Origin of the sequence: Cyanobium gracile UHCC 0139 (genome assembly GCF_034931325.1) — a bacterium.
GTDB lineage: Bacteria > Cyanobacteriota > Cyanobacteriia > PCC-6307 > Cyanobiaceae > Cyanobium > Cyanobium gracile_B.
Map to the genome: position 1 here is coordinate 37,594 of NZ_JAYGHX010000003.1, position 21,420 is coordinate 59,013.

16 protein-coding genes are annotated in these 21,420 nt (G+C 69.4%); 14 read left to right on the top strand and 2 right to left on the bottom strand.

Annotation, left to right across the window (positions count from 1 at the left end):
• Nucleotides 1–9: 9 nt before the first annotated feature.
• The 4 genes from VB738_RS06315 (at nt 10) to VB738_RS06330 (ending at nt 4,628) form a co-directional block, all read left to right on the top strand.
• Nucleotides 10–807, top strand: a complete 798-nt coding sequence (locus VB738_RS06315; protein ID WP_323304951.1) for a metallophosphoesterase — start codon at nt 10–12, stop codon at nt 805–807.
• Nucleotides 807–1,955, top strand: coding sequence for a trypsin-like peptidase domain-containing protein (locus VB738_RS06320; protein WP_323304952.1), 1,149 nt, complete (start codon nt 807–809; stop codon nt 1,953–1,955). Before VB738_RS06315 ends, VB738_RS06320 begins: the two co-directional genes overlap by 1 nt.
• Nucleotides 1,956–1,995: 40 nt before the next feature.
• A complete protein-coding gene (gene rpiA / locus VB738_RS06325) occupies nt 1,996–2,709 on the top strand; it encodes a ribose-5-phosphate isomerase RpiA (protein ID WP_323304953.1) in 714 nt (237 codons plus the stop codon).
• Between the two features lie 71 nt (nt 2,710–2,780).
• Complete coding sequence (locus VB738_RS06330) at nt 2,781–4,628, top strand: putative bifunctional diguanylate cyclase/phosphodiesterase (protein ID WP_323304954.1); 1,848 nt, start codon at nt 2,781–2,783, stop codon at nt 4,626–4,628.
• Nucleotides 4,629–4,640: 12 nt separating this feature from the next.
• On the opposite strand, the gene hisD is transcribed toward VB738_RS06330, so the two are convergent.
• Nucleotides 4,641–5,942 carry a histidinol dehydrogenase gene (hisD, locus tag VB738_RS06335; protein ID WP_323305176.1) on the bottom strand — a complete coding sequence of 434 codons (1,302 nt, stop codon included), beginning with the start codon at nt 5,940–5,942 and terminating at the stop codon, nt 4,641–4,643.
• Nucleotides 5,943–6,147: 205 nt separating this feature from the next.
• On the opposite strand from hisD, the gene rpsT reads away from it, so the two are divergent.
• The 8 genes from rpsT to VB738_RS06375 all read left to right on the top strand — a co-directional run bounded on the left by rpsT (nt 6,148) and on the right by VB738_RS06375 (nt 19,046).
• Complete coding sequence (gene rpsT / locus VB738_RS06340) at nt 6,148–6,462, top strand: 30S ribosomal protein S20 (protein ID WP_323304955.1); 315 nt, start codon at nt 6,148–6,150, stop codon at nt 6,460–6,462.
• Nucleotides 6,463–6,472: 10 nt separating this feature from the next.
• The gene (locus tag VB738_RS06345) at nt 6,473–7,288 is read left to right on the top strand and encodes a TatD family hydrolase (RefSeq protein ID WP_323304956.1); all 816 of its coding nucleotides are present in this window, start codon (nt 6,473–6,475) and stop codon (nt 7,286–7,288) included.
• Between the two features lie 216 nt (nt 7,289–7,504).
• Entirely contained in the window at nt 7,505–10,795 is a 3,291-nt protein-coding gene (rpoB, locus tag VB738_RS06350; protein ID WP_254948498.1) for a DNA-directed RNA polymerase subunit beta, read from the top strand.
• A gap of 58 nt (nt 10,796–10,853) precedes the next feature.
• A complete protein-coding gene (locus tag VB738_RS06355; protein WP_323304957.1) occupies nt 10,854–12,758 on the top strand; it encodes a DNA-directed RNA polymerase subunit gamma in 1,905 nt (634 codons plus the stop codon).
• A gap of 73 nt (nt 12,759–12,831) precedes the next feature.
• The gene (locus VB738_RS06360; protein ID WP_323304958.1) at nt 12,832–16,947 is read left to right on the top strand and encodes a DNA-directed RNA polymerase subunit beta'; all 4,116 of its coding nucleotides are present in this window, start codon (nt 12,832–12,834) and stop codon (nt 16,945–16,947) included.
• Complete coding sequence (locus tag VB738_RS06365) at nt 16,940–17,128, top strand: high light inducible protein (protein ID WP_254976342.1); 189 nt, start codon at nt 16,940–16,942, stop codon at nt 17,126–17,128. Before VB738_RS06360 ends, VB738_RS06365 begins: the two co-directional genes overlap by 8 nt.
• Nucleotides 17,128–18,186 (top strand): 23S rRNA (adenine(2503)-C(2))-methyltransferase RlmN, encoded by a 1,059-nt coding sequence (rlmN, locus tag VB738_RS06370; RefSeq protein ID WP_323304959.1) that lies wholly within the window; start codon nt 17,128–17,130, stop codon nt 18,184–18,186. Before VB738_RS06365 ends, rlmN begins: the two co-directional genes overlap by 1 nt.
• Nucleotides 18,183–19,046: an alpha/beta hydrolase gene (locus VB738_RS06375; RefSeq protein ID WP_323304960.1), complete on the top strand. Its 864-nt coding sequence runs from the start codon at nt 18,183–18,185 to the stop codon at nt 19,044–19,046. The genes rlmN and VB738_RS06375 overlap by 4 nt, the downstream gene beginning before the upstream one ends.
• Here the strand turns inward: VB738_RS06375 and VB738_RS06380 are convergent.
• Nucleotides 19,019–20,299 (bottom strand): AmpG family muropeptide MFS transporter, encoded by a 1,281-nt coding sequence (locus tag VB738_RS06380; RefSeq protein WP_323304961.1) that lies wholly within the window; start codon nt 20,297–20,299, stop codon nt 19,019–19,021. The genes VB738_RS06375 and VB738_RS06380 overlap by 28 nt on opposite strands.
• 78 nt (nt 20,300–20,377) lie before the next feature.
• Here VB738_RS06380 and VB738_RS06385 point away from each other — a divergent pair, with 78 nt between their 5' ends.
• The gene (locus tag VB738_RS06385; RefSeq protein ID WP_254944288.1) at nt 20,378–20,503 is read left to right on the top strand and encodes a hypothetical protein; all 126 of its coding nucleotides are present in this window, start codon (nt 20,378–20,380) and stop codon (nt 20,501–20,503) included.
• Nucleotides 20,504–20,567: 64 nt separating this feature from the next.
• Complete coding sequence (locus tag VB738_RS06390) at nt 20,568–21,368, top strand: HEAT repeat domain-containing protein (RefSeq protein WP_323304962.1); 801 nt, start codon at nt 20,568–20,570, stop codon at nt 21,366–21,368.
• Nucleotides 21,369–21,420: the final 52 nt, after the last annotated feature.

Sequence of the window (21,420 nt, forward strand, 5' to 3'; positions counted from 1 at the left end):
CCGTCTCCGATGCGAATTCTTCAACTCAGCGATCCCCATCTGCTCGCCGATCCGGCCGGTCGTTGCCATGGCCGGCCGGCGCTGGCCCTGCTCCGCCACGGGCTCCACGAGGCCCTCGGCCAGCTCCGCAGCGCCGGGCAGGCTCCCGATCTGGTGCTGATCAGCGGCGATCTCTGCGATGACGAGAGCTGGGGTGGTTACGTCCGCCTCGGGGACCTGCTGCAGGAGATCCCGCTGCCGGTGGCCCTGCTGGCGGGCAACCATGACCACCCGGCCCTGCTCCGGGCCTCCCTGGGGCGCCGCGCCGTGATCGCCCCGGCCCTGATCCGCTGCGGCAGCGGCCAGCTGCTGCTGCTCGACAGCCACCGCAGCGGCGACACCGCCGGTGAACTGGGGCGGACCCAGCTGGACTGGGCGCGGCGCCGGCTGGCCGCCGGATCGGCCGCCGGGGATCTGCCCCTGGTGGTGGCGGTGCACCATCCGCCGCTGCCGATCGGCGATGCCGTCATGGATGCCATCCGCTTGCGGGACGGCGACGCCCTGCTCGATCTGCTGCGGCCGCTGGCCGCCCTGCGGGGGCTGGTCTTCGGCCACATCCACCAGCACTGGCAGGCGGGGTTCCCGGGGAGGCCGGCCGTGCCCCTGCTGGGTTGTCCCTCCACCCTGCGCAGCTTCGGGCCGGTGCAGCCCTGTCCCCTGGGCCGGTCGTCCGACCCCGGCGGGCGCTGGCTGGCGCTGGGGGAGGACGGCGTGCTGCGGCAGCGGTTGCTGCGCTGGGCACCCGTCGACGGTCCTAGCCTCCCCTGATGCAACGCCCCTTCCCCCTGTCTTCCCTGATCCGGCGGCTGCGGGGCCTGATGGTGCTGGCCCTGCTGCTGGCGTTCGCCGCCTTTCCCCTGCCGGCGGCGGCCCTCGAGGAGGCCCCCCCGGTCCTGACCCCCCACAGCTTCGTGGCCGACGCCGCCCGGCGGGTGGGGCCGGCGGTGGTGCGGATCGACACGGAGCGCAACGTGGCCCGGCCCCCGTTCGATCCGGCCCTGCTGGATCCCTTCCTGCGGGATCTGTTCGGCGATCCCTCCGGCAGCACGCGGGAGCGAGGCCAGGGATCCGGGGTGGTGATCGACAGCCGCCGCTCCCTGGTGCTCACCAACGCCCACGTGGTCGACAGCGTGGACCGGGTCACCGTCACCCTGGCCGATGGTCACCAGCTGGACGGGACCGTGGTGGGCACGGATCCGGTGACCGATCTGGCGGTGGTGCGCATCAGCGGCAAGTCACCCCTGAGCGCCGCTCCCCTGGGGGATTCCGAAGCCCTGGAGGTGGGTGACTGGGCCATCGCCCTGGGCAGCCCCTATGGCCTCGAGCGCACGGTCACCCTGGGGATCGTCAGCAGCCTGCATCGGGACATCAACAGCCTGGGCTTCGCCGACAAGCGCCTCGACCTGATCCAGACGGACGCGGCCATCAATCCAGGCAACTCCGGTGGCCCCCTGATCAACGCCGCCGGCGAGGTGATCGGCATCAACACCTTGGTGCGCTCCGGGCCCGGCGCCGGGCTGGGCTTCGCCATCCCCATCAACCTGGCCAGGAAGGTGGCGGAGCAGCTCGGCGACGGCGGCACGGTGGTTCACCCGTACCTGGGCCTCCAGCTGGTGCCGCTCACGGCCCGCATGGCCCGAGACAACAATCGGGACCCCGATGCCCTGCTGCAGCTCCCCGAGCGGGACGGCGCCCTGGTGCAGCGCGTGCTGCCGGAGAGTCCGGCCGAAGCGGCCGGGCTGCACCGCGGCGACCTGGTGGTGGCCATCGCCGACCAGCCGGTGAACACCCCCTCGGCGCTCCTCCAGCAGGTGGAGCGGGCCGAAGTGGGCCAGCCCCTGCCCCTGAAGGTGGTACGGGGCCAGCGGGAGCTGCAGCTCTCGATCCGGCCGGCGGCCCTGCCCCAGGCGGGCTGAGCCCCCTTGCTACGGTCGGCGCCATGTCCGGCAGGCCCCGATGTCCGATCTCCAGGACCGCATGAAGGAGGCCGTGGCCACGGCGGCGGTGGATCAGATCCGTGACGGCATGGTGGTGGGGCTGGGCTCGGGCTCCACGGCGGCCCTGATGATCCGGGCCCTTGGCCGCAAGCTGCAGCAGGGCGAACTCAGCGGCATCGTCGGGGTCACCACCTCCTTCCAGGGGGAGGTGCTGGCTGCCGAGCTGGGCATCCCCCTGCAGGCGCTGAACGCCGTGCAGCGCATCGATCTGGCCATCGACGGCGCCGATGAGGTGGATCCCTCCTTCCAGCTGATCAAGGGGGGCGGGGCCTGCCACGTGCAGGAGAAGCTGGTGGCCCGCCGCGCCGACCGTTTCGTGGTGGTGGTGGATGCCACCAAGCTGGTGGAGCGCCTCAACCTGGGCTTCCTGCTGCCGGTGGAGGTGCTGCCCGGCGCCTGGCGCCAGGTGCGGGATGAACTCACCGCCATGGGCAGCCGCGTCGAGCTGAGGATGGCCGTGCGCAAGGCCGGTCCGGTCGTCACCGACCAGGGCAATCTGGTGCTGGATGTGGCCTTCGACGGCGGCATCGGCGATCCCGCCGCCCTGGAGGCGACGATCAACAACATCCCCGGGGTGCTGGAGAACGGCCTGTTCGTGAACCTCGCCGATCAGGTGCTGGTGGGTGAGGTCGTGGGCGATGAGGCCGGGGTGCGCGACCTCGCGAGGCGCTGAGCCGCTCCTCCGCCGGGACACCTGGCGGCTGGCCTCCAGAATGGAGCCATCCTCTGTGGGCCAGGCGAACCGTGCCCCACGGCGACCTCAGCAAGCTGCTGCTCCAGCTGCTGGCGGAGACGGCTGAGGCGTTCATCGTCGAGCCCACGAGTGAACTCGACGCCACCATTGATCGCACCCTGGCGTCAATCGGCGGCCTCTTCGATGTGGATCGGGCCTATGTGTTCTCCCTGACGCGCCATCCGGGTTTCGCCAGCAACACCCACGAGTGGTGCGCCCCGGGGGTGGAACCGCAGATCCACCAGCTCCAGCACGTCTCGGAGGAGTCCATCGGCTGGTTGATGGGGGAAATGCGTTCCGGGCGGGCGATCAATCTCGAGTCGCTGCTTGATCTCCCCGCCGGGGCCGATGCCGAGCGGGCCCATCTCAGCTCCCAGGGCATTCAGTCCCTGCTGGTCCTCCCCCTGGTGCGGCGGGGCCAGCTGGAGGGGTTCGCGGGCTTCGACCACATCCGCGGCTGCCGCCGCTGGAGCGACCAGGAGGTGGCCGTGCTCTCGATCGTGGTGAGCGGCTTCGCCCAGGGATTCGAACGTCGGCTGATGGACCAGCAACTGCGTCAGCTGGCCTACGAGGATCCGCTCACCCGCTTGCCCAATCGCTCCCTGCTGAGTCAGCGTCTGGGCGAGGAGCTGGAGCGTGCCAGGCGCAACGGCACCCAGCTGGCGGTGGGCTACCTCGACCTCGACAACTTCAAGCCCATCAACGACAGCCACGGCCATGCCGTGGGCGACGAGCTGCTGGTGGCCGTCGGCGAGCGCCTCTGCCGTTGCCTGCGACCGGGTGACACGGTGGGCCGGCTGGGTGGGGACGAATTCGTGGTGATTCTTCCCGGTCTCAGCAGCCTGGCCGAGCTGGAATCGCTGGGTGAACGGCTGCTCAGCGCCGTGGCCCAGCCCACCCTCCTGGGCGAGACGCATAGCGTGGCCTTGAGCACCAGCATCGGCTTCCGGATGGTGCCTCCCGACGCTGCCGATCCGGATACCCTGCTGCGCCAGGCCGACCAGGCCATGTATGCCGCCAAGCGAGCCGGCCCGGGGCGGATGCACCACTTCGACGTGGAGCTGGAACGGCGCCAGTCGCTGCAGCGCTCCCGTCTGGTGAGGGTGCGACAGGCCATTGAAGAGGAGCAGCTTCGCCTGTTCGTGCAGCCGGTGATCGACCTGGCCACCGGCCAGCTGCGCTTTGCCGAAGCCCTGGTGCGCTGGCAGCACCCCCAGCAGGGGCTGCTGTTGCCGGAGGCCTGGCTGGGCTGGATCGAGGATCAACCGGAGATCAGCCTCCTCGGTGACTGGGTGCTCGAGCAGGCCCTGCGCCACTGCTCGGCCTGGATGCGGGCAGGGCCGTGTGTGGCGGTGAGCGTGAACATGTCGGCCTGGGAGCTGCGTGATCCAGGTTTCGCGGAGCGGATCCGTGCGGCCCTGGCCCTCCATCCCGATCTGCCCGCTTCGGCGTTGAGGCTGGAGGTGCTGGAAACAGCCGCCCTGGAGGATCTGGAACAGGTGGCCCAGAACATCGCACGCTGCCGCGAGTTGGGTGTGAGCTTCGCCCTCGACGACTTCGGCACGGGCTATTCCTCGCTCACCTACCTGCGCAGGCTGCCGATCTCCACGATCAAGATCGACCGCTCGTTCGTGGCCAGGATGTTGGTGGATCCAGCCGATCGGGCCATCGTCAAGGCCGTGGTGGATCTGGCCCACGCCTTCGGCCGCACCTGCGTGGCCGAAGGCGTGGAGACGCCTGAGCACCTGCAGGCGTTGCGGGCGATGGGCTGTGAACTGGCCCAGGGATTCGCCATCGCCCGGCCGATGCCGGCGGAGGACCTGCCCGACTGGAACCTCCCGCCCTCCGCAGGCGGATGAGCCCAGGTTCGCTCAGCTCTCCTGGATCCCGAGCCGCTGGCGCACCGATTCCGCGTGGCTGTGCAGCCCCTCGCTTTCAGCCAGGGTGACCACGGCCGCGCCGGTGGCCTCAAGGGCCGCCCGGTTGAAGTGGATCAGGCTGGTGTGGCGCAGGAAGGTCTCGACGCTGAGGGCGCCGGCGAAGCGGGCCGTTCCCGAGGTGGGCAGGGTGTGGTTCGGGCCCGCCAGGTAGTCGCCCACCGCCTCGGGCGACCATTGGCCCAGGAAGATGGCGCCGGCGTGGATGATCCGACCCGCCAGGGACTCGGGATCCTCCACCAGCAGCTCAAGGTGCTCCGGGGCGAACCGGTCGCTGAGGGCCGCCGCCTCGGCGAGATCGTCGCAGACCACGATCAGGCCCCAGTCGTTGAGGGCCTGCAGGGTGATGGCGGCCCGTGGGTGCCGCTCCAGCTGGGCTTCGATGGCGGCCGGTACGGCGGCGGCCAGCGCCTCGCTGGTGGTGATCAGGATCGCCGCCGCCAGGGGATCGTGCTCCGCCTGGGCCATCAGGTCGGCAGCCACCTGGGCGGGTATGGCCGTGTGGTCGGCGATCACCAGCACCTCGCTGGGGCCGGCCAGGGAATCGATGCCCACCGTTCCATAGACGGCCTTCTTGGCCAGGGTCACGTAGAGGTTGCCGGGGCCGCTGATCACATCGACGGCGGGGACCGTTTCGGTGCCGTAGGCCAGGGCCCCGATCGCCTGGGCGCCGCCCACCCGAATCACCTCCTGCACTCCGGCCCGGTGGGCGGCGGCCAGCACGGTGGCATTGGGCTCGCCACCGGGGCCGGGTGGGGTGACCATCACCAGCCGTTCCACACCCGCCACCCGGGCGGGAATCGCATTCATCAGCACCGTGCTGGGGTAGGAGGCCCGGCCGCCGGGGACGTAGATCCCCGCCCGCTGCACCGGGCGCCAGCGGCGCCCCAGCCGCTCGCCGTGGGGGCCCACCACCGCCAGATCCGCCGGCATCTGGCGGTGGTGGAACTCCAGGATCCGGTCGTGGGCCAGATCGAGGGCCCGGCGCAGGGGTTCGGGACAGTCGTGCCAGGCCTGGGCCAGCCGCTCGGGGGGCACCCGCAGGGGATCGGGCCGCAGGCCGTCGAAGCGCTCGCTGAAGTCGAGCAGGGCCGCATCGCCACGCTCCCGCACCTCGGCCAGGATCGCGGCAACCCGCGCCTCCTCCTCGCGCATCCGGCCGCCCTCGGTGCGGCCGGCGATCGCTTGGAGCCGTTCGCCGGCCCGCTGGCGGTCCCGCAGGCAGGTGATCCGCAGCGCCGGCCGGTCTCCGCCTGCGTCACCGGTGGTGGCAGGGGCGACGGCAGGGGCGGGGGTGCTGCCGGCAGGGCTGCTGCCGGTTGGGGTGGAAGCGACCACGGGGCGGTGCCGGAGGCGGAAAGCTGCATTGAAACTAGGGCCTGGAAGCGGCCGGGGCCCACGGGGTAGGATCCGCGTTTGCCGAGTCAGCGCCCCTACGCCTGTGGCCAATAACAAGTCTTCGAAGAAGCGCATTGAGATCGCCGAACGCAATCGCCTGCGCAACCGCACCTACAAGTCCGCCCTGCGCACCCTGATGAAGCGCTGCCTCACCGCCTGCAGCGCCTACGGCCAGCAGCCCGGCGATGAGGCCAAGGCCGCCGTCCAGGCGAGCATGAATGCCGCCTTCAGCAAGATCGACAAGGCCGTCAAGGTGGGTGTGGTGCACCGCAACACCGGTGCCAACCAGAAGTCGCGTCTGAGCGTGGCGGTGAAGCGGGTGCTCGAGCCGACCGCCGCCGGCAGCGCCGGCGCCTGAAGCCCTCCCCATGGCCGTGAGCTCCCACCAGGCCGCCCCATCCCTGGTCGACAGCCACTGTCACATCGTGTTCCGCAATTTCGAGGCGGATCTTGATGAGGTGGCCAGCCGCTGGCGTGAGGCGGGGGTGAAAGCCCTGGTCCATGCCTGTGTGGAGCCCGCGGAGATTCCGGCGATCCGGGCCCTGGCCGATCGCTTTCCCGAACTGCGCTATGCCGTCGGGGTCCACCCCCTCGACACCCAGCACTGGCACGGCGACACCGCCGCCACCCTCGAAGCGGCGGCCCGCGCCGACGACAGGGTGGTGGCGATTGGCGAACTGGGTCTTGACCTGTTCAAAGCCACCAACCTCGACGAGCAGCTGGCGGCCCTGGGGCCCCAGCTGGATCTGGCGGTGGCCCTGGATCTGCCGGTGATCATCCACTGCAGGGACGCGGCCGAACCGATGCTCGCCGAGCTGCGCCGTCGTGAGCGAGTGGGCCGCTGCCCCCGCGGCGTGATGCACTGCTGGGGGGGCACCCCCGGGGAAATGGCCGGCTTCCTTGAGCTCGGCCTGTTCATCAGCTTCAGCGGCACGGTCACCTTCCCCAGGGCCGAGCCCATCCATGAATGTGCCCGGCTGGTGCCGGCCGACCGCTACCTCGTCGAGACCGACTGCCCCTTCCTGGCGCCGGTGCCCCGCCGCGGCAAGCGCAACGAGCCCGCCTACGTGGCCTCGGTGGCGGCCCGGGTGGCCGAACTGCGGGGCGAGACGCTCGAGGAGGTGGCGACGACGACCACCGCCAATGCGGCGCGTCTTTTCCGACTGCCCCTTCAGGTTGTATGATGTCTTATTGGCCTGGAAGCGGAAGCGCTCCTTTTGTCCACGACGGCATCAATTGAGTCGGCAAACCAGCAGCGAGCCCTGTAAGCGCCCCCGCCGGATCGTTCGTCCCTGTTCCAGGGGCGGACGTTTTGGCTGAGCGCCTGTTGGCATGGCCCGTCCAGCCGATCCGTCCCCGTCCAGGTCCGCCCCACCACCTCGTTCCTGCAGGTTCACCGCATGAGCAGCGCGATCCAGGTCGCCAAGACCGTCACTTACCTTCCCGATCTCGTGGAGGTACAGCGGGCGAGCTTCAAATGGTTCCTGGAGAAGGGCCTGATCGAGGAGCTGGACAGCTTCTCCCCGATCACCGACTACACCGGCAAGCTGGAGCTGCATTTCATCGGCGACCAGTATCGCCTGAAACGTCCGCGCCACGACGTGGAAGAGGCCAAGCGTCGCGATGCGACCTTCGCTTCCCAGATGTACGTCACCTGCCGCCTGGTCAACAAGGAGACCGGTGAGATCAAGGAGCAGGAGGTCTTCATCGGGGAGCTTCCCCTGATGACCGAGCGCGGCACCTTCATCATCAACGGTGCCGAGCGGGTGATCGTCAACCAGATCGTCCGCAGCCCCGGCGTCTACTTCAAGGACGAGCAGGACAAGAACGGCCGCAAGACCTTCAACGCCAGCCTGATTCCCAACCGGGGCGCCTGGCTCAAGTTCGAGACCGACAAGAACGACCTGCTGCACGTGCGCGTCGACAAGACCCGCAAGATCAACGCCCACGTGCTGATGCGGGCCATTGGCCTGTCCGACAACGACGTGCTCGACAAGCTGCGTCACCCGGAGTACTACCAGAAGTCGATCGAGGCCTCCAATGAGGAGGGCATCAGCTCCGAGGACCAGGCCCTTCTGGAGCTCTACAAGAAGCTGCGTCCCGGTGAGCCGCCCTCGGTGAGCGGCGGCCAGCAGCTGCTGCACAGCCGCTTCTTCGATCCCAAGCGCTACGACCTGGGCCGGGTGGGCCGCTACAAGATCAACAAGAAGCTGCGTCTCACCATCCCCGATGCGGTGCGCACCCTCACCGCCGAGGACGTCCTCTCCACGATCGACTACCTGATCAACCTGGAGCTCGATGTGGGCGGCGCCTGCCTCGACGACATCGACCACCTGGGCAACCGCCGGGTGCGCTCGGTGGGCGAACTGCTGCAGAACCAGGTGCGGGTGGGCCTGAACCGCCTGGAGCGGATCATCAAGGAACGGATGACCGTCGGCGAGACCGAATCGCTCACCCCCGCCCAGCTGGTCAACCCCAAACCCCTGGTGGCGGCGGTCAAGGAGTTCTTCGGCTCCAGCCAGCTGAGCCAGTTCATGGACCAGACCAACCCCCTGGCTGAGCTGACCCACAAACGCCGCATCAGCGCCCTCGGCCCAGGCGGCCTCACCCGGGAGCGGGCCGGCTTCGCCGTGCGCGATATCCACCCCTCCCACTACGGGCGCATCTGCCCGATCGAGACCCCTGAAGGCCCCAACGCCGGTCTGATCGGTTCGCTCGCCACCCACGCCCGGGTCAACGAGTACGGCTTCATCGAAACCCCCTTCTGGCGCGTGGAGGACGGCATCGTCCTCAAGCAGGGCGATCCCCTTTACCTCTCCGCCGACCTGGAGGACGAGTGCCGGGTGGCCCCCGGTGACGTGCCCACCGACGCCGACGGCCGCATCACCGTCGACCTGGTGCCGGTGCGCTACCGCCAGGACTTCGAGAAGGTTCCCCCCGAGCAGGTGGACTACGTCCAGCTGTCTCCAGTGCAGGTGATCTCGGTGGCCACCTCCCTGATCCCCTTCCTCGAGCACGACGACGCCAACCGGGCCCTGATGGGCTCGAACATGCAACGCCAGGCGGTGCCGCTGCTGCGCCCCGAGCGGCCCCTGGTGGGCACGGGCCTGGAGACCCAGGTGGCCCGCGACTCCGGCATGGTGCCCATCACCAAGGTGAACGGCACTGTCTCCTTCGTCGACGCCACCGCCATCGTCATCCGTGACGAGCAGGGCCGGGATCACACCCACTTCCTGCAGAAGTACCAGCGCTCCAACCAGGACACCTGCCTCAACCAGCGGCCGATCGTCCGCCAGGGCGATCCGGTGATCGCCGGCCAGGTGCTGGCCAACGGCTCCGCCTGCGAAGGCGGTGAGATCGCCCTCGGCCAGAACGTCCTGATCGCCTACATGCCCTGGGAGGGCTACAACTACGAGGACGCCATCCTGGTCAGCGACCGGCTGGTTCAGGACGACCTCTACACCTCGGTGCACATCGAGAAGTACGAGATTGAAGCCCGCCAGACCAAGCTCGGACCCGAGGAGATCACCCGGGAAATTCCGAACGTGGCCGAGGAAAGCCTGGGCCACCTCGACGAAATGGGCATCATCCGCATCGGTGCCTACGTCGAATCCGGCGACATCCTGGTGGGCAAGGTGACCCCCAAGGGCGAGTCGGATCAACCCCCCGAGGAGAAGCTGCTGCGCGCCATCTTCGGCGAGAAGGCCCGCGACGTGCGCGACAACTCCCTGCGGGTGCCCAGCACCGAACGGGGCCGGGTGGTGGATGTGCGCATCTACACCCGCGAGCAGGGCGACGAACTGCCGCCGGGCGCGAACATGGTCGTGCGGGTCTACGTGGCCCAGCGCCGCAAGATCCAGGTGGGCGACAAGATGGCCGGCCGCCACGGCAACAAGGGCATCATCAGCCGCATCCTTCCCCGCGAGGACATGCCCTACCTGCCCGACGGCACCCCCATCGACATCGTGCTCAACCCCCTGGGGGTGCCGAGCCGGATGAACGTGGGCCAGGTGTTCGAGTGCCTGATGGGCTGGGCCTCCTCCCACCTCGACTGCCGGGTCAAGGTGGTGCCGTTCGATGAGATGTACGGCCCCGAGAAGTCGAAGCAGACGGTGCAGGCCTACCTCGAGGAAGCCGCCAAGCTGCCCGGCAAGGACTGGGTCTACAACCCCGCCAACCCCGGCAAGATCCAGCTGATCGACGGCCGCAGCGGCGAACCCTTCGACCAGCCGGTCACGGTGGGCTACGCCCACATCCTCAAGCTGGTTCACCTCGTGGACGACAAGATCCACGCCCGCTCCACCGGCCCCTACTCCCTGGTGACCCAGCAGCCCCTGGGCGGCAAGGCCCAGCAGGGCGGCCAGCGGCTCGGGGAGATGGAGGTGTGGGCCCTGGAGGCCTACGGCGCCGCCTACACCCTGCAGGAGCTGCTCACCGTCAAGTCCGACGACATGCAGGGCCGCAACGAGGCCCTCAACGCCATCGTCAAGGGCAAGCCCATCCCCCGGCCGGGCACACCGGAGTCGTTCAAGGTGCTGATGCGGGAGCTGCAGTCCCTCGGCCTCGACATCGCCGTCTACACCGATGCCGGCGAGGAGGTCGACCTGATGCAGGACGTCAACCCGCGTCGCAGCACCCCCAGCCGTCCCACCTACGAATCCCTCGGTGTCGCGGATTACGACGATGACTGATCGCTTGATTCACCGGCTCTGATTTCTCCGTCTCTCCCGATCACCCTGCGTCCCCGCCATGTCCAACAGCAACCTCCGCACCGAAAACCACTTCGACTACGTGAAGATCACGCTCGCTTCCCCCGAGCGGATCATGCAGTGGGGGCAGCGCACGCTGCCCAACGGACAGGTGGTGGGTGAGGTCACCAAGCCGGAAACGATCAACTACCGCACCCTCAAGCCCGAGATGGACGGGCTCTTCTGCGAGAAGATCTTCGGCCCCTCCAAGGACTGGGAATGCCACTGCGGCAAGTACAAGCGGGTGCGGCACCGCGGCATCGTTTGCGAGCGCTGCGGCGTCGAGGTGACCGAGAGCCGGGTGCGGCGCCACCGCATGGGCTTCATCAAGCTGGCGGCTCCGGTGTCGCACGTCTGGTATCTCAAGGGGATTCCCAGCTATGTGGCGATCCTGCTCGACATGCCCCTGCGGGACGTGGAGCAGATCGTCTACTTCAACTGCTACGTGGTGCTCGACAAGGGTGACCACAAGGACCTGACCTACAAGCAGCTGCTCACCGAAGACGAGTGGCTGGAGATCGAGGACCAGATCTTCGCCGAGGATTCCGAGATCGAGAACGAGCCCATGGTGGGCATCGGCGCTGAGGCCCTCAAGCAGCTGCTGGAGGACCTCGACCTCGAGAAGGAGGCCGAGCAGCTGCGCGAGGACATCAACAATTCCAAGGGCCAGAAGCGGGCCAAGCTGATCAAGCGCCTGCGGGTGATCGACAACTTCATCGCCACCAACGCCCGTCCCGAGTGGATGGTGCTGGATGTGATCCCGGTGATTCCCCCCGATCTGCGCCCCATGGTGCAGCTCGACGGCGGCCGTTTCGCCACCAGCGATCTCAACGACCTCTACCGGCGGGTGATCAACCGCAACAACCGCCTGGCGCGCCTCCAGGAGATCCTCGCCCCCGAGATCATCGTCCGCAACGAGAAGCGGATGCTGCAGGAGGCCGTCGATGCCCTGATCGACAACGGCCGCCGCGGCCGCACCGTGGTGGGGGCCAACAACCGGGCCCTCAAGTCGCTCAGCGACATCATCGAGGGCAAGCAGGGCCGCTTCCGCCAGAACCTGCTGGGCAAGCGGGTGGATTACTCCGGCCGCTCCGTGATCGTGGTGGGCCCCAAGCTGAAGATGCACCAGTGCGGCCTGCCCAAGGAGATGGCGATCGAGCTGTTCCAGCCGTTCGTGATCCATCGCCTGATCCGCCAGAACATCGTCAACAACATCAAGGCGGCCAAGAAGCTGATCCAGCGCGCCGATGACGAGGTGATGCAGGTGCTGCAGGAAGTCATCGAAGGGCACCCGATCCTGCTCAACCGGGCCCCGACCCTGCACCGGCTCGGCATCCAGGCCTTCGAGCCCAAGTTGGTGGACGGCCGCGCCATCCAGCTCCATCCCCTGGTCTGCCCCGCCTTCAACGCCGACTTCGACGGTGACCAGATGGCCGTGCACGTGCCCCTGGCGATCGAGGCGCAGACGGAGGCCCGCATGCTGATGCTGGCGAGCAACAACGTGCTCTCCCCCGCCACCGGCGAGCCGATCATCACCCCGTCCCAGGACATGGTGCTCGGCGCCTATTACCTCACCGCCGTCGACCGGGACAAGGCGCAGCCCGCCTTCGGCGACCGTTCCCGTACCTTCGCCGACCTCGAGGACGTGATCGCCGCCTTTGAGGAGAAGCACCTCACCCTGCACGACTGGGTCTGGGTGCGCTTCAACGGTGAGGTGGAAAGCGACGATGAGGACAACGAACCCATCTCCACCGACACCCTCTCCGATGGCACCCGCGTCGAGCAGTGGAAGTACCGCCGCGACCGCTTCGATGAGGACGGCGCCCTGATCAGCCGCTACCTCCTGACCACCGTGGGTCGGGTCGTCATCAACCACACGATCATCGACGCCGTGGCCGCCTCCTGAGTTCCACCGGCCGGGCCTAGCCCCGCGCCCCGTGTCTTCCGATTCCCTCCAGCCTTCTCCATCGCGCGCCGCCATGACCGCCACCCCCGCCAAGAAGATCAGCAAGAAGAGCGCCAAGGCCGCCGCCGACCTGGCGGCCGCCAATGCCGCCGCGGCCGCGGCCGCCTCGGCCCTCAGCAAGCAGGCGCCGCCGTTCCGCAACCGGATCATCGACAAGAAGGCGCTGCGCAACCTGGTCTCCTGGGCCTACAAGCACCACGGCACCGCGGCCACCGCGGCGATGGCCGACGAGCTGAAGGACCTGGGCTTCCACTACGCCACCCAGGCGGCGGTGTCGATCTCGGTCGACGACCTGCGCATCCCCGGCGACAAGGCGGTTCTGCTGGAGGAGGCCGAGGAGCAGATCACGGCCACCGAGGAGCGCTACCGGCTCGGTGAGATCACCGAGGTGGAGCGCCACACCAAGGTGATCGACACCTGGACCGAGACCAACGAGCGGCTGGTGGCGGCCGTGCGCCGCAACTTCAACGACAACGATCCACTCAATTCGGTGTGGATGATGGCCAACTCCGGCGCCCGGGGGAACATGTCCCAGGTGCGTCAGCTGGTGGGCATGCGCGGCCTGATGGCCAACCCCCAGGGGGAGATCATCGACCTGCCGATCCGCACCAACTTCCGCGAGGGCCTCACGGTCACCGAGTACGTGATCTCCTCCTACGGTGCCCGCAAGGGCCTGGTGGATACCGCCCTGCGCACCGCCGACTCCGGCTACCTCACCCGCCGTCTGGTGGACGTGGCCCAGGACGTGATCGTGCGGGAAGAGGACTGCGGCACCCACCGCTTCATCCCCATCAACGCCGACGAGCGGGGCCGCTTCGGCACCAAGCTGGTGGGCCGTCTGGCGGCCCAGCCCGTCGTCGACAGTGACGGCGTCGTCATCGTCGACCGCAACGGTGAGATCGACCCGGCGATTTCGGCCTCCATCGAGAAGGCGGCGATCGCCACCGTGATGGTGCGCTCGCCCCTCACCTGCGAGGCCTCCCGTTCGGTCTGCCGCAAGTGCTACGGCTGGGCCCTGGCCCACAACGAACTGGTCGACCTGGGCGAAGCCGTGGGCATCATCGCCGCCCAGTCGATCGGTGAACCGGGCACCCAGCTCACCATGCGCACCTTCCACACCGGTGGTGTGTCCACGGCCGAGACCGGCGTGGTGCGCTCCCTGGTGGATGGGGTGGTGGAATTCGGGCCCAAGGCCCGGGTCCGCGACCACCGCACCCCCCACGGCGTCGAGGCCAAGCTGGCCGAAACCGACTTCACCCTCACCCTCAAGCCCTCCGGCAAGGGCAAGGTGCAGAAGATCGACATCACCAACGGTTCGATCCTGTTCGTGGCCGATGGCGATCCCGTCGCCAACGACATCATCCTGGCCCAGATCTCCTCGGGCTCGGCGGTGAAGAAGAGCGTGGAGAAGGCCACCAAGGATGTCATCTGCGATCTGCCCGGCCAGGTGCGCTTCGAGGATGTGATCCAGCCCCGGGAGGTCACCGACCGCCAGGGCAACATCACCCACAAGGCCCAGCGTCTCGGCCGCCTCTGGGTGTTCAGCGGCGACGTCTACAACCTGCCGCCCAACGCCCTGCCCGTCGTCGAGACCGACAAGCCGGTGACCGCCGGTGATGTGCTGGCCGAGAGCCGGCTGCAGAGCGAGTACGGCGGTGCCGTGCGACTGCGGGAGTCCACCGGCGATTCCCGCGAGGTGCAGATCGTCACCGCCAGCCTCACCCTCAAGGACTGCAAGCTGGTGGGCGAATCCAGCCACACCGGCGAGAGCTGGCACCTGGAGGGCAAGGACAACACCCGCTACCTGGTCAAGACCCAGCCCGGAACCAAGATCGGCGCCGGTGAGGTGATCGCCGAACTCACCGACGACCGCTTCCGCACCCAGACCGGCGGCATGGTGAAATTCGCCCCCGGCCTCTCGATCAAGAAGGCCCGCTCCGCCAAGCACGGTTTCGAGGTGAGCAAGGGCGGCACCCTGCTGTGGATTCCCCAGGAAACCCACGAAATCAACAAGGACATCTCCCTGTTGATGATCGAGGACGGCCAGTGGATCGAGGCCGGCACCGAGGTGGTGAAGGACATCTTCAGCCAGACGGCGGGCATCGTCACCGTCACCCAGAAGAACGACATCCTGCGCGAGATCATCGTGCGCTCCGGTGAGCTGCACCTGGTCTCCGATGCCAAGGTGCTCGGCCGCTATGGCGAGGACGGCAAGATGGTCAACCCCGGCGAGGAGATCGCCCCCGGCCTCAAGGCCGAGGCGATGAAATTCGTCGAGAAGGTCGACACCCCCGAGGGCGGCGCCCTGCTGCTGCGCCCCGTCGAGGAATACGCCATTCCCGATGCCGCCCACCTGCCTGAGCTGTCCACCGTCAAGCAGACCGGCGGTCCCTCCCTGGGGCTGAAGGCCACCCAGCGCCTCACCTTCAAGGACGGTGAGCTGATCAAGTCGGTGGAAGGGGTGGAACTGCTGCGCACCCAGCTGATCCTGGAAACCTTCGACACCACCCCCCAGATGACGGTGGATGTGGAGGCGGTGGCCGACAAGCGGGCCAAGACCATCGAGCGGCTGCAGCTGGTGATCCTGGAAACCCTGCTGGTGCGGCGCGACACCCTCTCCGACGCCAGCCACGGCTCCACCCACACCGAACTGCAGGTGGAGGACGGCATGACCGTCAAACGGGGCGATGTGGTGGCCACCACCCAGATCCTCTGCAAGGAGAACGGGGACGGGGTGGTGCAACTGCCCGAGCCCGTCGTCGGTGAACCGATCCGCCGCCTGATCGTGGAGCGGGCCAACGACACCCTCAGCCTGGATCTCGGCACGGCCGCCCCGGCGGTCGCGGTGGGCGACCGCATCGTCGACGGCAAAGAGCTCGCCGACGGGGTTCTCTCTCCCTGCTGCGGCCAGGTGGAGGCCATCAACGGCAAGACCCTCACCATCCGTCTGGGCCGGCCCTACATGGTGTCGCCCGATTCGGTGCTGCACGTCCGGGACGGCGAACTCGTGCAGCGTGGTGATCCCCTCGCTCTGCTGGTGTTCGAGCGTCAGAAGACCGGCGACATCGTTCAGGGTCTGCCCCGGATCGAGGAACTGCTCGAAGCCCGCCGCCCGCGGGAATCGGCGGTGCTCTGCCGCAAGAGCGGCACCGTGCAGATCAAGCAGGGCGAGGACGACGATTCGATCACCGTGTCGGTGATCGAGACCGACGACGTCATCACCGAGTACCCGATCCTGCTGGGCCGCAACGTGATGGTCTCCGATGGCCAGCAGGTGAGCGCCGGCGAGATGCTCACCGACGGGCCGATCAACCCCCACGAGCTGCTCGACTGCTTCTTCGAGGACCTGCGCAGCCGCAAGCCCACCATGGAGGCGGCCCAGGAGGCGATTTCCAAGCTGCAGTTCCGCATGGTGACGGAGGTGCAGAACGTCTACAAATCGCAGGGGGTCTCGATCAGCGACAAGCACATCGAGGTGATCGTGCGTCAGATGACCAGCAAGGTCCGGATCGAGGACGCCGGTGACACCACCCTGCTTCCCGGCGAGCTGATCGAGCTGCGTCAGGTGGAGCAGGTGAACTCCGCCATGGGCATCACCGGCGGCGCCCCCGCCGAGTTCACCCCCGTGCTGCTGGGCATCACCAAGGCCTCCCTGAACACCGATTCGTTCATCTCGGCGGCCTCCTTCCAGGAGACCACCCGGGTGCTGACCGAAGCGGCCATCGAGGGCAAGAGCGACTGGCTGCGGGGCCTCAAGGAGAACGTGATCATCGGCCGCCTGATCCCCGCCGGCACCGGCTTCGGGGGCTTCGAGGAGGAGCTGCGCGCCGAGGCCGGACCCCACCCCGACATCCTTGAGGAGGAAGCCGCCGGCTACCGCCGCAACCAGAACCTGCGTCCCGATTACACGGTCGAGATGCCGGCCCCGGCGGCCACCGCCGCCGTGCTGGATGACCCTTCCGAGGAGGATCTGGAGGCCACCCGCAGCCGCCACGGCATCGAGGCGACCGCCAGCGGCTTCGCCGCCTTCGCCCGTCCCACCGCCGAGGAGGGGCTGGAGGAGGAGCTGATCGCCGATCCGGCGGCCCTCGAGGGTCTGCAGGAGGAGGGGCTGCTCAGCGATGACTGATCCCGCCGTCGCCACCCCTGCGGCTCCCTCCCGGCCCACCCCCGTGCCGGTGCGCCGGCTGCCTCGCTTCGGCTTCCACACCCACACCGAGCGCCTCAACGGCCGCTTCGCCATGCTCGGCTTCATCGCCCTGCTGGCGGTGGAGTGGAAGCTGGGCCACGGCCTGCTCATCTGGCCCTGATGGCCGGGCCTGCCCCCCTGCTGGGGATGGGCCAGGCGGCCCTGGAGGCCTGGGCCGGTGACCAGGGTCAGCCGGCCTTCCGCGGCCGCCAGCTGCACGACTGGATCTACAGCCGCGGGGCCCGCAGCCTCGACGCGATCACGGTGCTGCCCAAGGCCTGGCGCGAGGGGCTGGCGGCGGGCGGCACCGGCATCGGCCGCTCGGCCCTGCTGCACCGCAGCGACGCCCGCGACGGCACCACCAAGCTGCTGCTGGCCACCGCCGATGGCCTCGGCATCGAGACCGTCGGCATCCCCAGCGGTGAGCGGCTCACGGTCTGCGTCAGCAGCCAGGTGGGCTGCCCCATGGCCTGCCGCTTCTGCGCCACCGGCAAGGGGGGCCTGCAGCGTTCCCTGGCGGTGCACGAGATCGTCGACCAGGTGCTCAGCATCCGCGAAGCCATGGACCGGCGCCCTTCCCACGTGGTGTTCATGGGCATGGGCGAACCCCTGCTGAACACCGAAGCGGTGCTGGAGGCCATCGCCTGCCTCTGCACCGACCTCGGCATGGCCCAGCGCCAGATCACCGTCAGCACGGTGGGGGTGCCCCGCACCCTGCCCACCCTGGCGGAGCGGGCCCTGGAGCGGCTCGGCCGGGCCCAGTTCACCCTGGCCGTGAGCCTCCATGCCCCCGACCAGCGCCTGCGGGAGGAGCTGATCCCCACCGCCCACGCCTATCCCCTCGAGGCCCTGCTGGACGACTGCCGCCACTACGTGGCCATCACCGGCCGGCGGGTCAGCTTCGAATACATCCTGCTGGGGGGCGTCAACGACCATCCCCGCCAGGCCGATGCCCTGGCCCGCCTGCTGCGGGGCTTCCAGAGCCACGTCAACCTGATCGCCTACAACCCGATCGCCGAGGAGGACTTCCGTCGCCCCGCCCCGGAGGCGGTGGAGGCCTTCCGCGCCCAGCTGCAGCGGCGCCACATCGCCGTCAGCGTGCGGGCCAGCCGCGGCCTCGACCAGGACGCCGCCTGCGGCCAGCTGCGCCGCCGGCTGATGGACGCCCCGGCAGGGTGAGCGCCATCTCGATTCCGCCGCGCGCGCTCCCGGCCCTGGCGGTCCTCCTGGCCGTCGGACTGGCTTACGGGGCCCTCTGCGGCCTGCTGTTCCTGCGCCAGCGCTCCTTCCTCTACTTTCCCCAGCCCCGCTCCGCCGATGCGCCCGGCGAGCTGCTGGCCCTGCCGATCACGGGCGGACCGCCGGGGGGCCGGGTGCTGGTGACCGTCCGGCGCCGCCCCGGCCCGCTGGCGTTGCTGTACTTCGGCGGCAACGCCGAGGCTGTGGAGGGCCAGCTGCCCCTGCTGACGGCCGCCTTTCCAGAACACTCTCTCTACCTGCTGCACTACCGGGGCTACGGCGGCAGCAGCGGCCGGCCCTCGGAACGGGCCCTCTTCGCCGATGCCCTCGCCCTCTTCGACCGGGTGCGGGCCGACCACGGGCAGATCGCCGTGATCGGTCGCAGCCTGGGCAGCGCCGTGGCGGTGCACGTGGCCGCCCGGCGTCCCGTGGCCCGGCTGGTGCTGGTGACGCCGTTCGACAGCATCGAGGCCGTGGCGGCCCGCCACTACCCCCTGGTGCCGGTGGGGCTGCTGCTCCACGACAAGTACCGCTCCGACCAGGCGGCTCCCCGGGTCGGGGCGCCCACCCTGCTGATCGCCGCCGAACGGGATGAGGTGATCCCGCGGGCCAACACCGACGCCCTGCTCTCCAGCTTCCGGCCCGGGGTGGCTTCCCTGGTAGTGCTGCCGGTCGAGGGGCACAACGCTGTGGAGGCCTCCCCCCGGTACCTGCCGCTGCTGCAGGGGTTCCTTGGGCCAGACATGGCTGGGGAGGCGCCGGGGGCCGCTCCTCAGCCGCCGTCCCGCTCGGCGCTGTAGGCGCCGCGGGCGCCCTGGCCGTTCCAGGGGGTGAGCCGCAGCATCAGCAGGAAGGCCGGCAGGGCCGCGGCGGTGGTGGCTAGGAAGAACCCAGGCCAGCCCAGCCGTTCGGCCACCAGGCCGGCCGGGGCGGCCAGCAGGGAGCGGCTCAGGGCGTAGACCCCCGAGAGCAGGGCGTACTGGGTGGCGGAGAAGCGGGGGTTGCAGAGGCTCATCAGCAGTGCCACGAAGGCGGCGCCCACCATGCCGCCACCGATGTTCTCCAGGGCCACGGCCGTCAGCAGGGCCGGCATGCCGCCGTCGAAGCGGGCCAGGCCCCAGTAGGCCAGGTTGCCCGCCGCCCCCACCAGGGCGAACAGCCACAGGGAGCGGTTCATGCCCAGCCGGCCGAACAGCACGCCCCCCAGCACCGTGCCGACGATGGTGGCGCCGATGCCCCAGCCCGCCAGCACCGACCCCACCACCTCGGGGCTGAAGCCCTTCTGGATCAGGAACGGCACCGCCATCAGCCCGAGCAGCCCGTCGGGCCAGCGGTAGAGCAGCACCAGGGTGAGCAGGGCCGCGGCCCGGGGGCCGCCGCTGCGGCGGAGGAACTCCCGCGCCGGACCCAGCACCGCCTGGCGCAGGCTGCTCACCGGCACGGCCAGGGGTTCCAGCCGCGGCGCCGTGAGGGTGAACGGCACCACCACCAGCATCAGCAGGGCCGAGAACAGGAAGGCCAGGGGCCAGTCGAAGCGGCCGGCCAGGATGAAGCCGCCGGCCCCCACGGCCAGCATCGCCGTGCGGTAGCCCAGGTTGGAGGCGGCGGCCCCGGCGCCCCGCTCCAGATCGGGCAACAGGTCGGTGCGGTAGGCATCGACGGCGATGTCCTGGGTGGCGCTGACCACCGCCAGCAGCACCGCCATCGCCCCGATCGCTGTGAGGCTGGCCGGATCGCTGGAGGGCCGCAGCAGGGCCATGGCCCCGATCACCGCCACCAGGGTGAGCTGCAGCACCAGCAGCCAGCCGCGGCGGCGGTCCGGCCAGGGCAGGGGCCAGCGGTCGAGGGCCGGAGCCCAGACCATCTTGAGCGTGTAGGGCAGCTCCGCCAGGCCGAGCAGGCCGATCAGGCTCAGCGGGATCTGGCTGGCGGTGAGCCAGCCCTGCAGCAGCTTGGTGCCCACCATGTAGGGGGTGCCGCTGGCCACCCCCTCGGCGGCCACCGCCAGGAGGCGCCGCCAGGGGCGGACACTGCTGGAGGCAGGGCTGGCCATGGCCGCTCGCGGATCGCCGAACCCTAGGGGCGACCGGTCGGACCACAATGCAGCCAGCCCCGCCGTCCCGTCTCCCCCATGTCCTTCCTGCGCTCCACGCTGCTGCCAGTCGCCATCGTGCTGCTCTTCGGCCTGGCCCTGTTCGCCGTCAGCGCCCGCATCTGGCTGCCCGGCGACATGGCCGCCCCCGCCCCGCTGGGCTGATCCCGCGCCGCTGGGCTGATCCGGCGCCCCCCGGCTTTTACGATGCCTTCACCTGGATGGCTCCATGCCGGACGACGGCCTGCCCTTTCCCGAAACCACCCACGCGCTGGCCCTCGATCCGGAGGTGCTGGCCCGTGAGCTGGCGCAGGAGCTCCTGGGTGATCCCCTCGATGAGATCGACAGCGCCGCCCCCTCCAGCTCCGATGTGGCCTCCCAGTGTGACCTCGGCATCGAGCTGCTGAAGGGGGGACGGGAGGAGCGTCTGCAGGGCCTGCGCATCTTCTGCGAGCACCGTGACCCCCGGGCCATCCCCCTGCTGCTGCCGCTGCTGAAGGCCGGCTGCCCGATCGTGCGGATGAGTGCCGTCTATGCCCTCGGCCGCAACCCCCACCCCCTGGCGGTGGAGCCCCTGCTGGGCCTGCTGGCGGCCGACGACAACGGCTACGTGCGCAAGGCGGTGGCCTGGAGCCTTGGCAACTACCCCGAGGCCCCGGTGCTCAACCCGCTGATCCGGGCCCTGGAGCTCGACATCGCCGCGGTGCGGCTGTGGGCGGCCAGCTCCCTGGCCGATGCCGGCGCCACCGGCGTGGCCAAGGCCGACCCCGCCGCCGCCCAGCTGCTGCTCAGCCTTCGCATCGACAGCGAGCCGGCGGTGCGCAGCAACTGCGCCTGGTCGCTGGGGCGCCTCTACACCGATCTGGTGGAGCCGCGCCAGCGGGACGTGGTGGAGGCCCTGCTGCACACGATGCTGCACGACGGCGACCCCACCGTCCGCGACGAAGCCCGCATGGCCCTCGAGCAGCTGGAGCAGCCGGAAGTGCTGGAACGGCTGCAGACCCTGGTGGACGAGGGACTGATCAGCTGAAGGGCCTCAGCCAGGGCCGTGCGACGGCCGCGAGCTCCGGAAATCGCGGTTA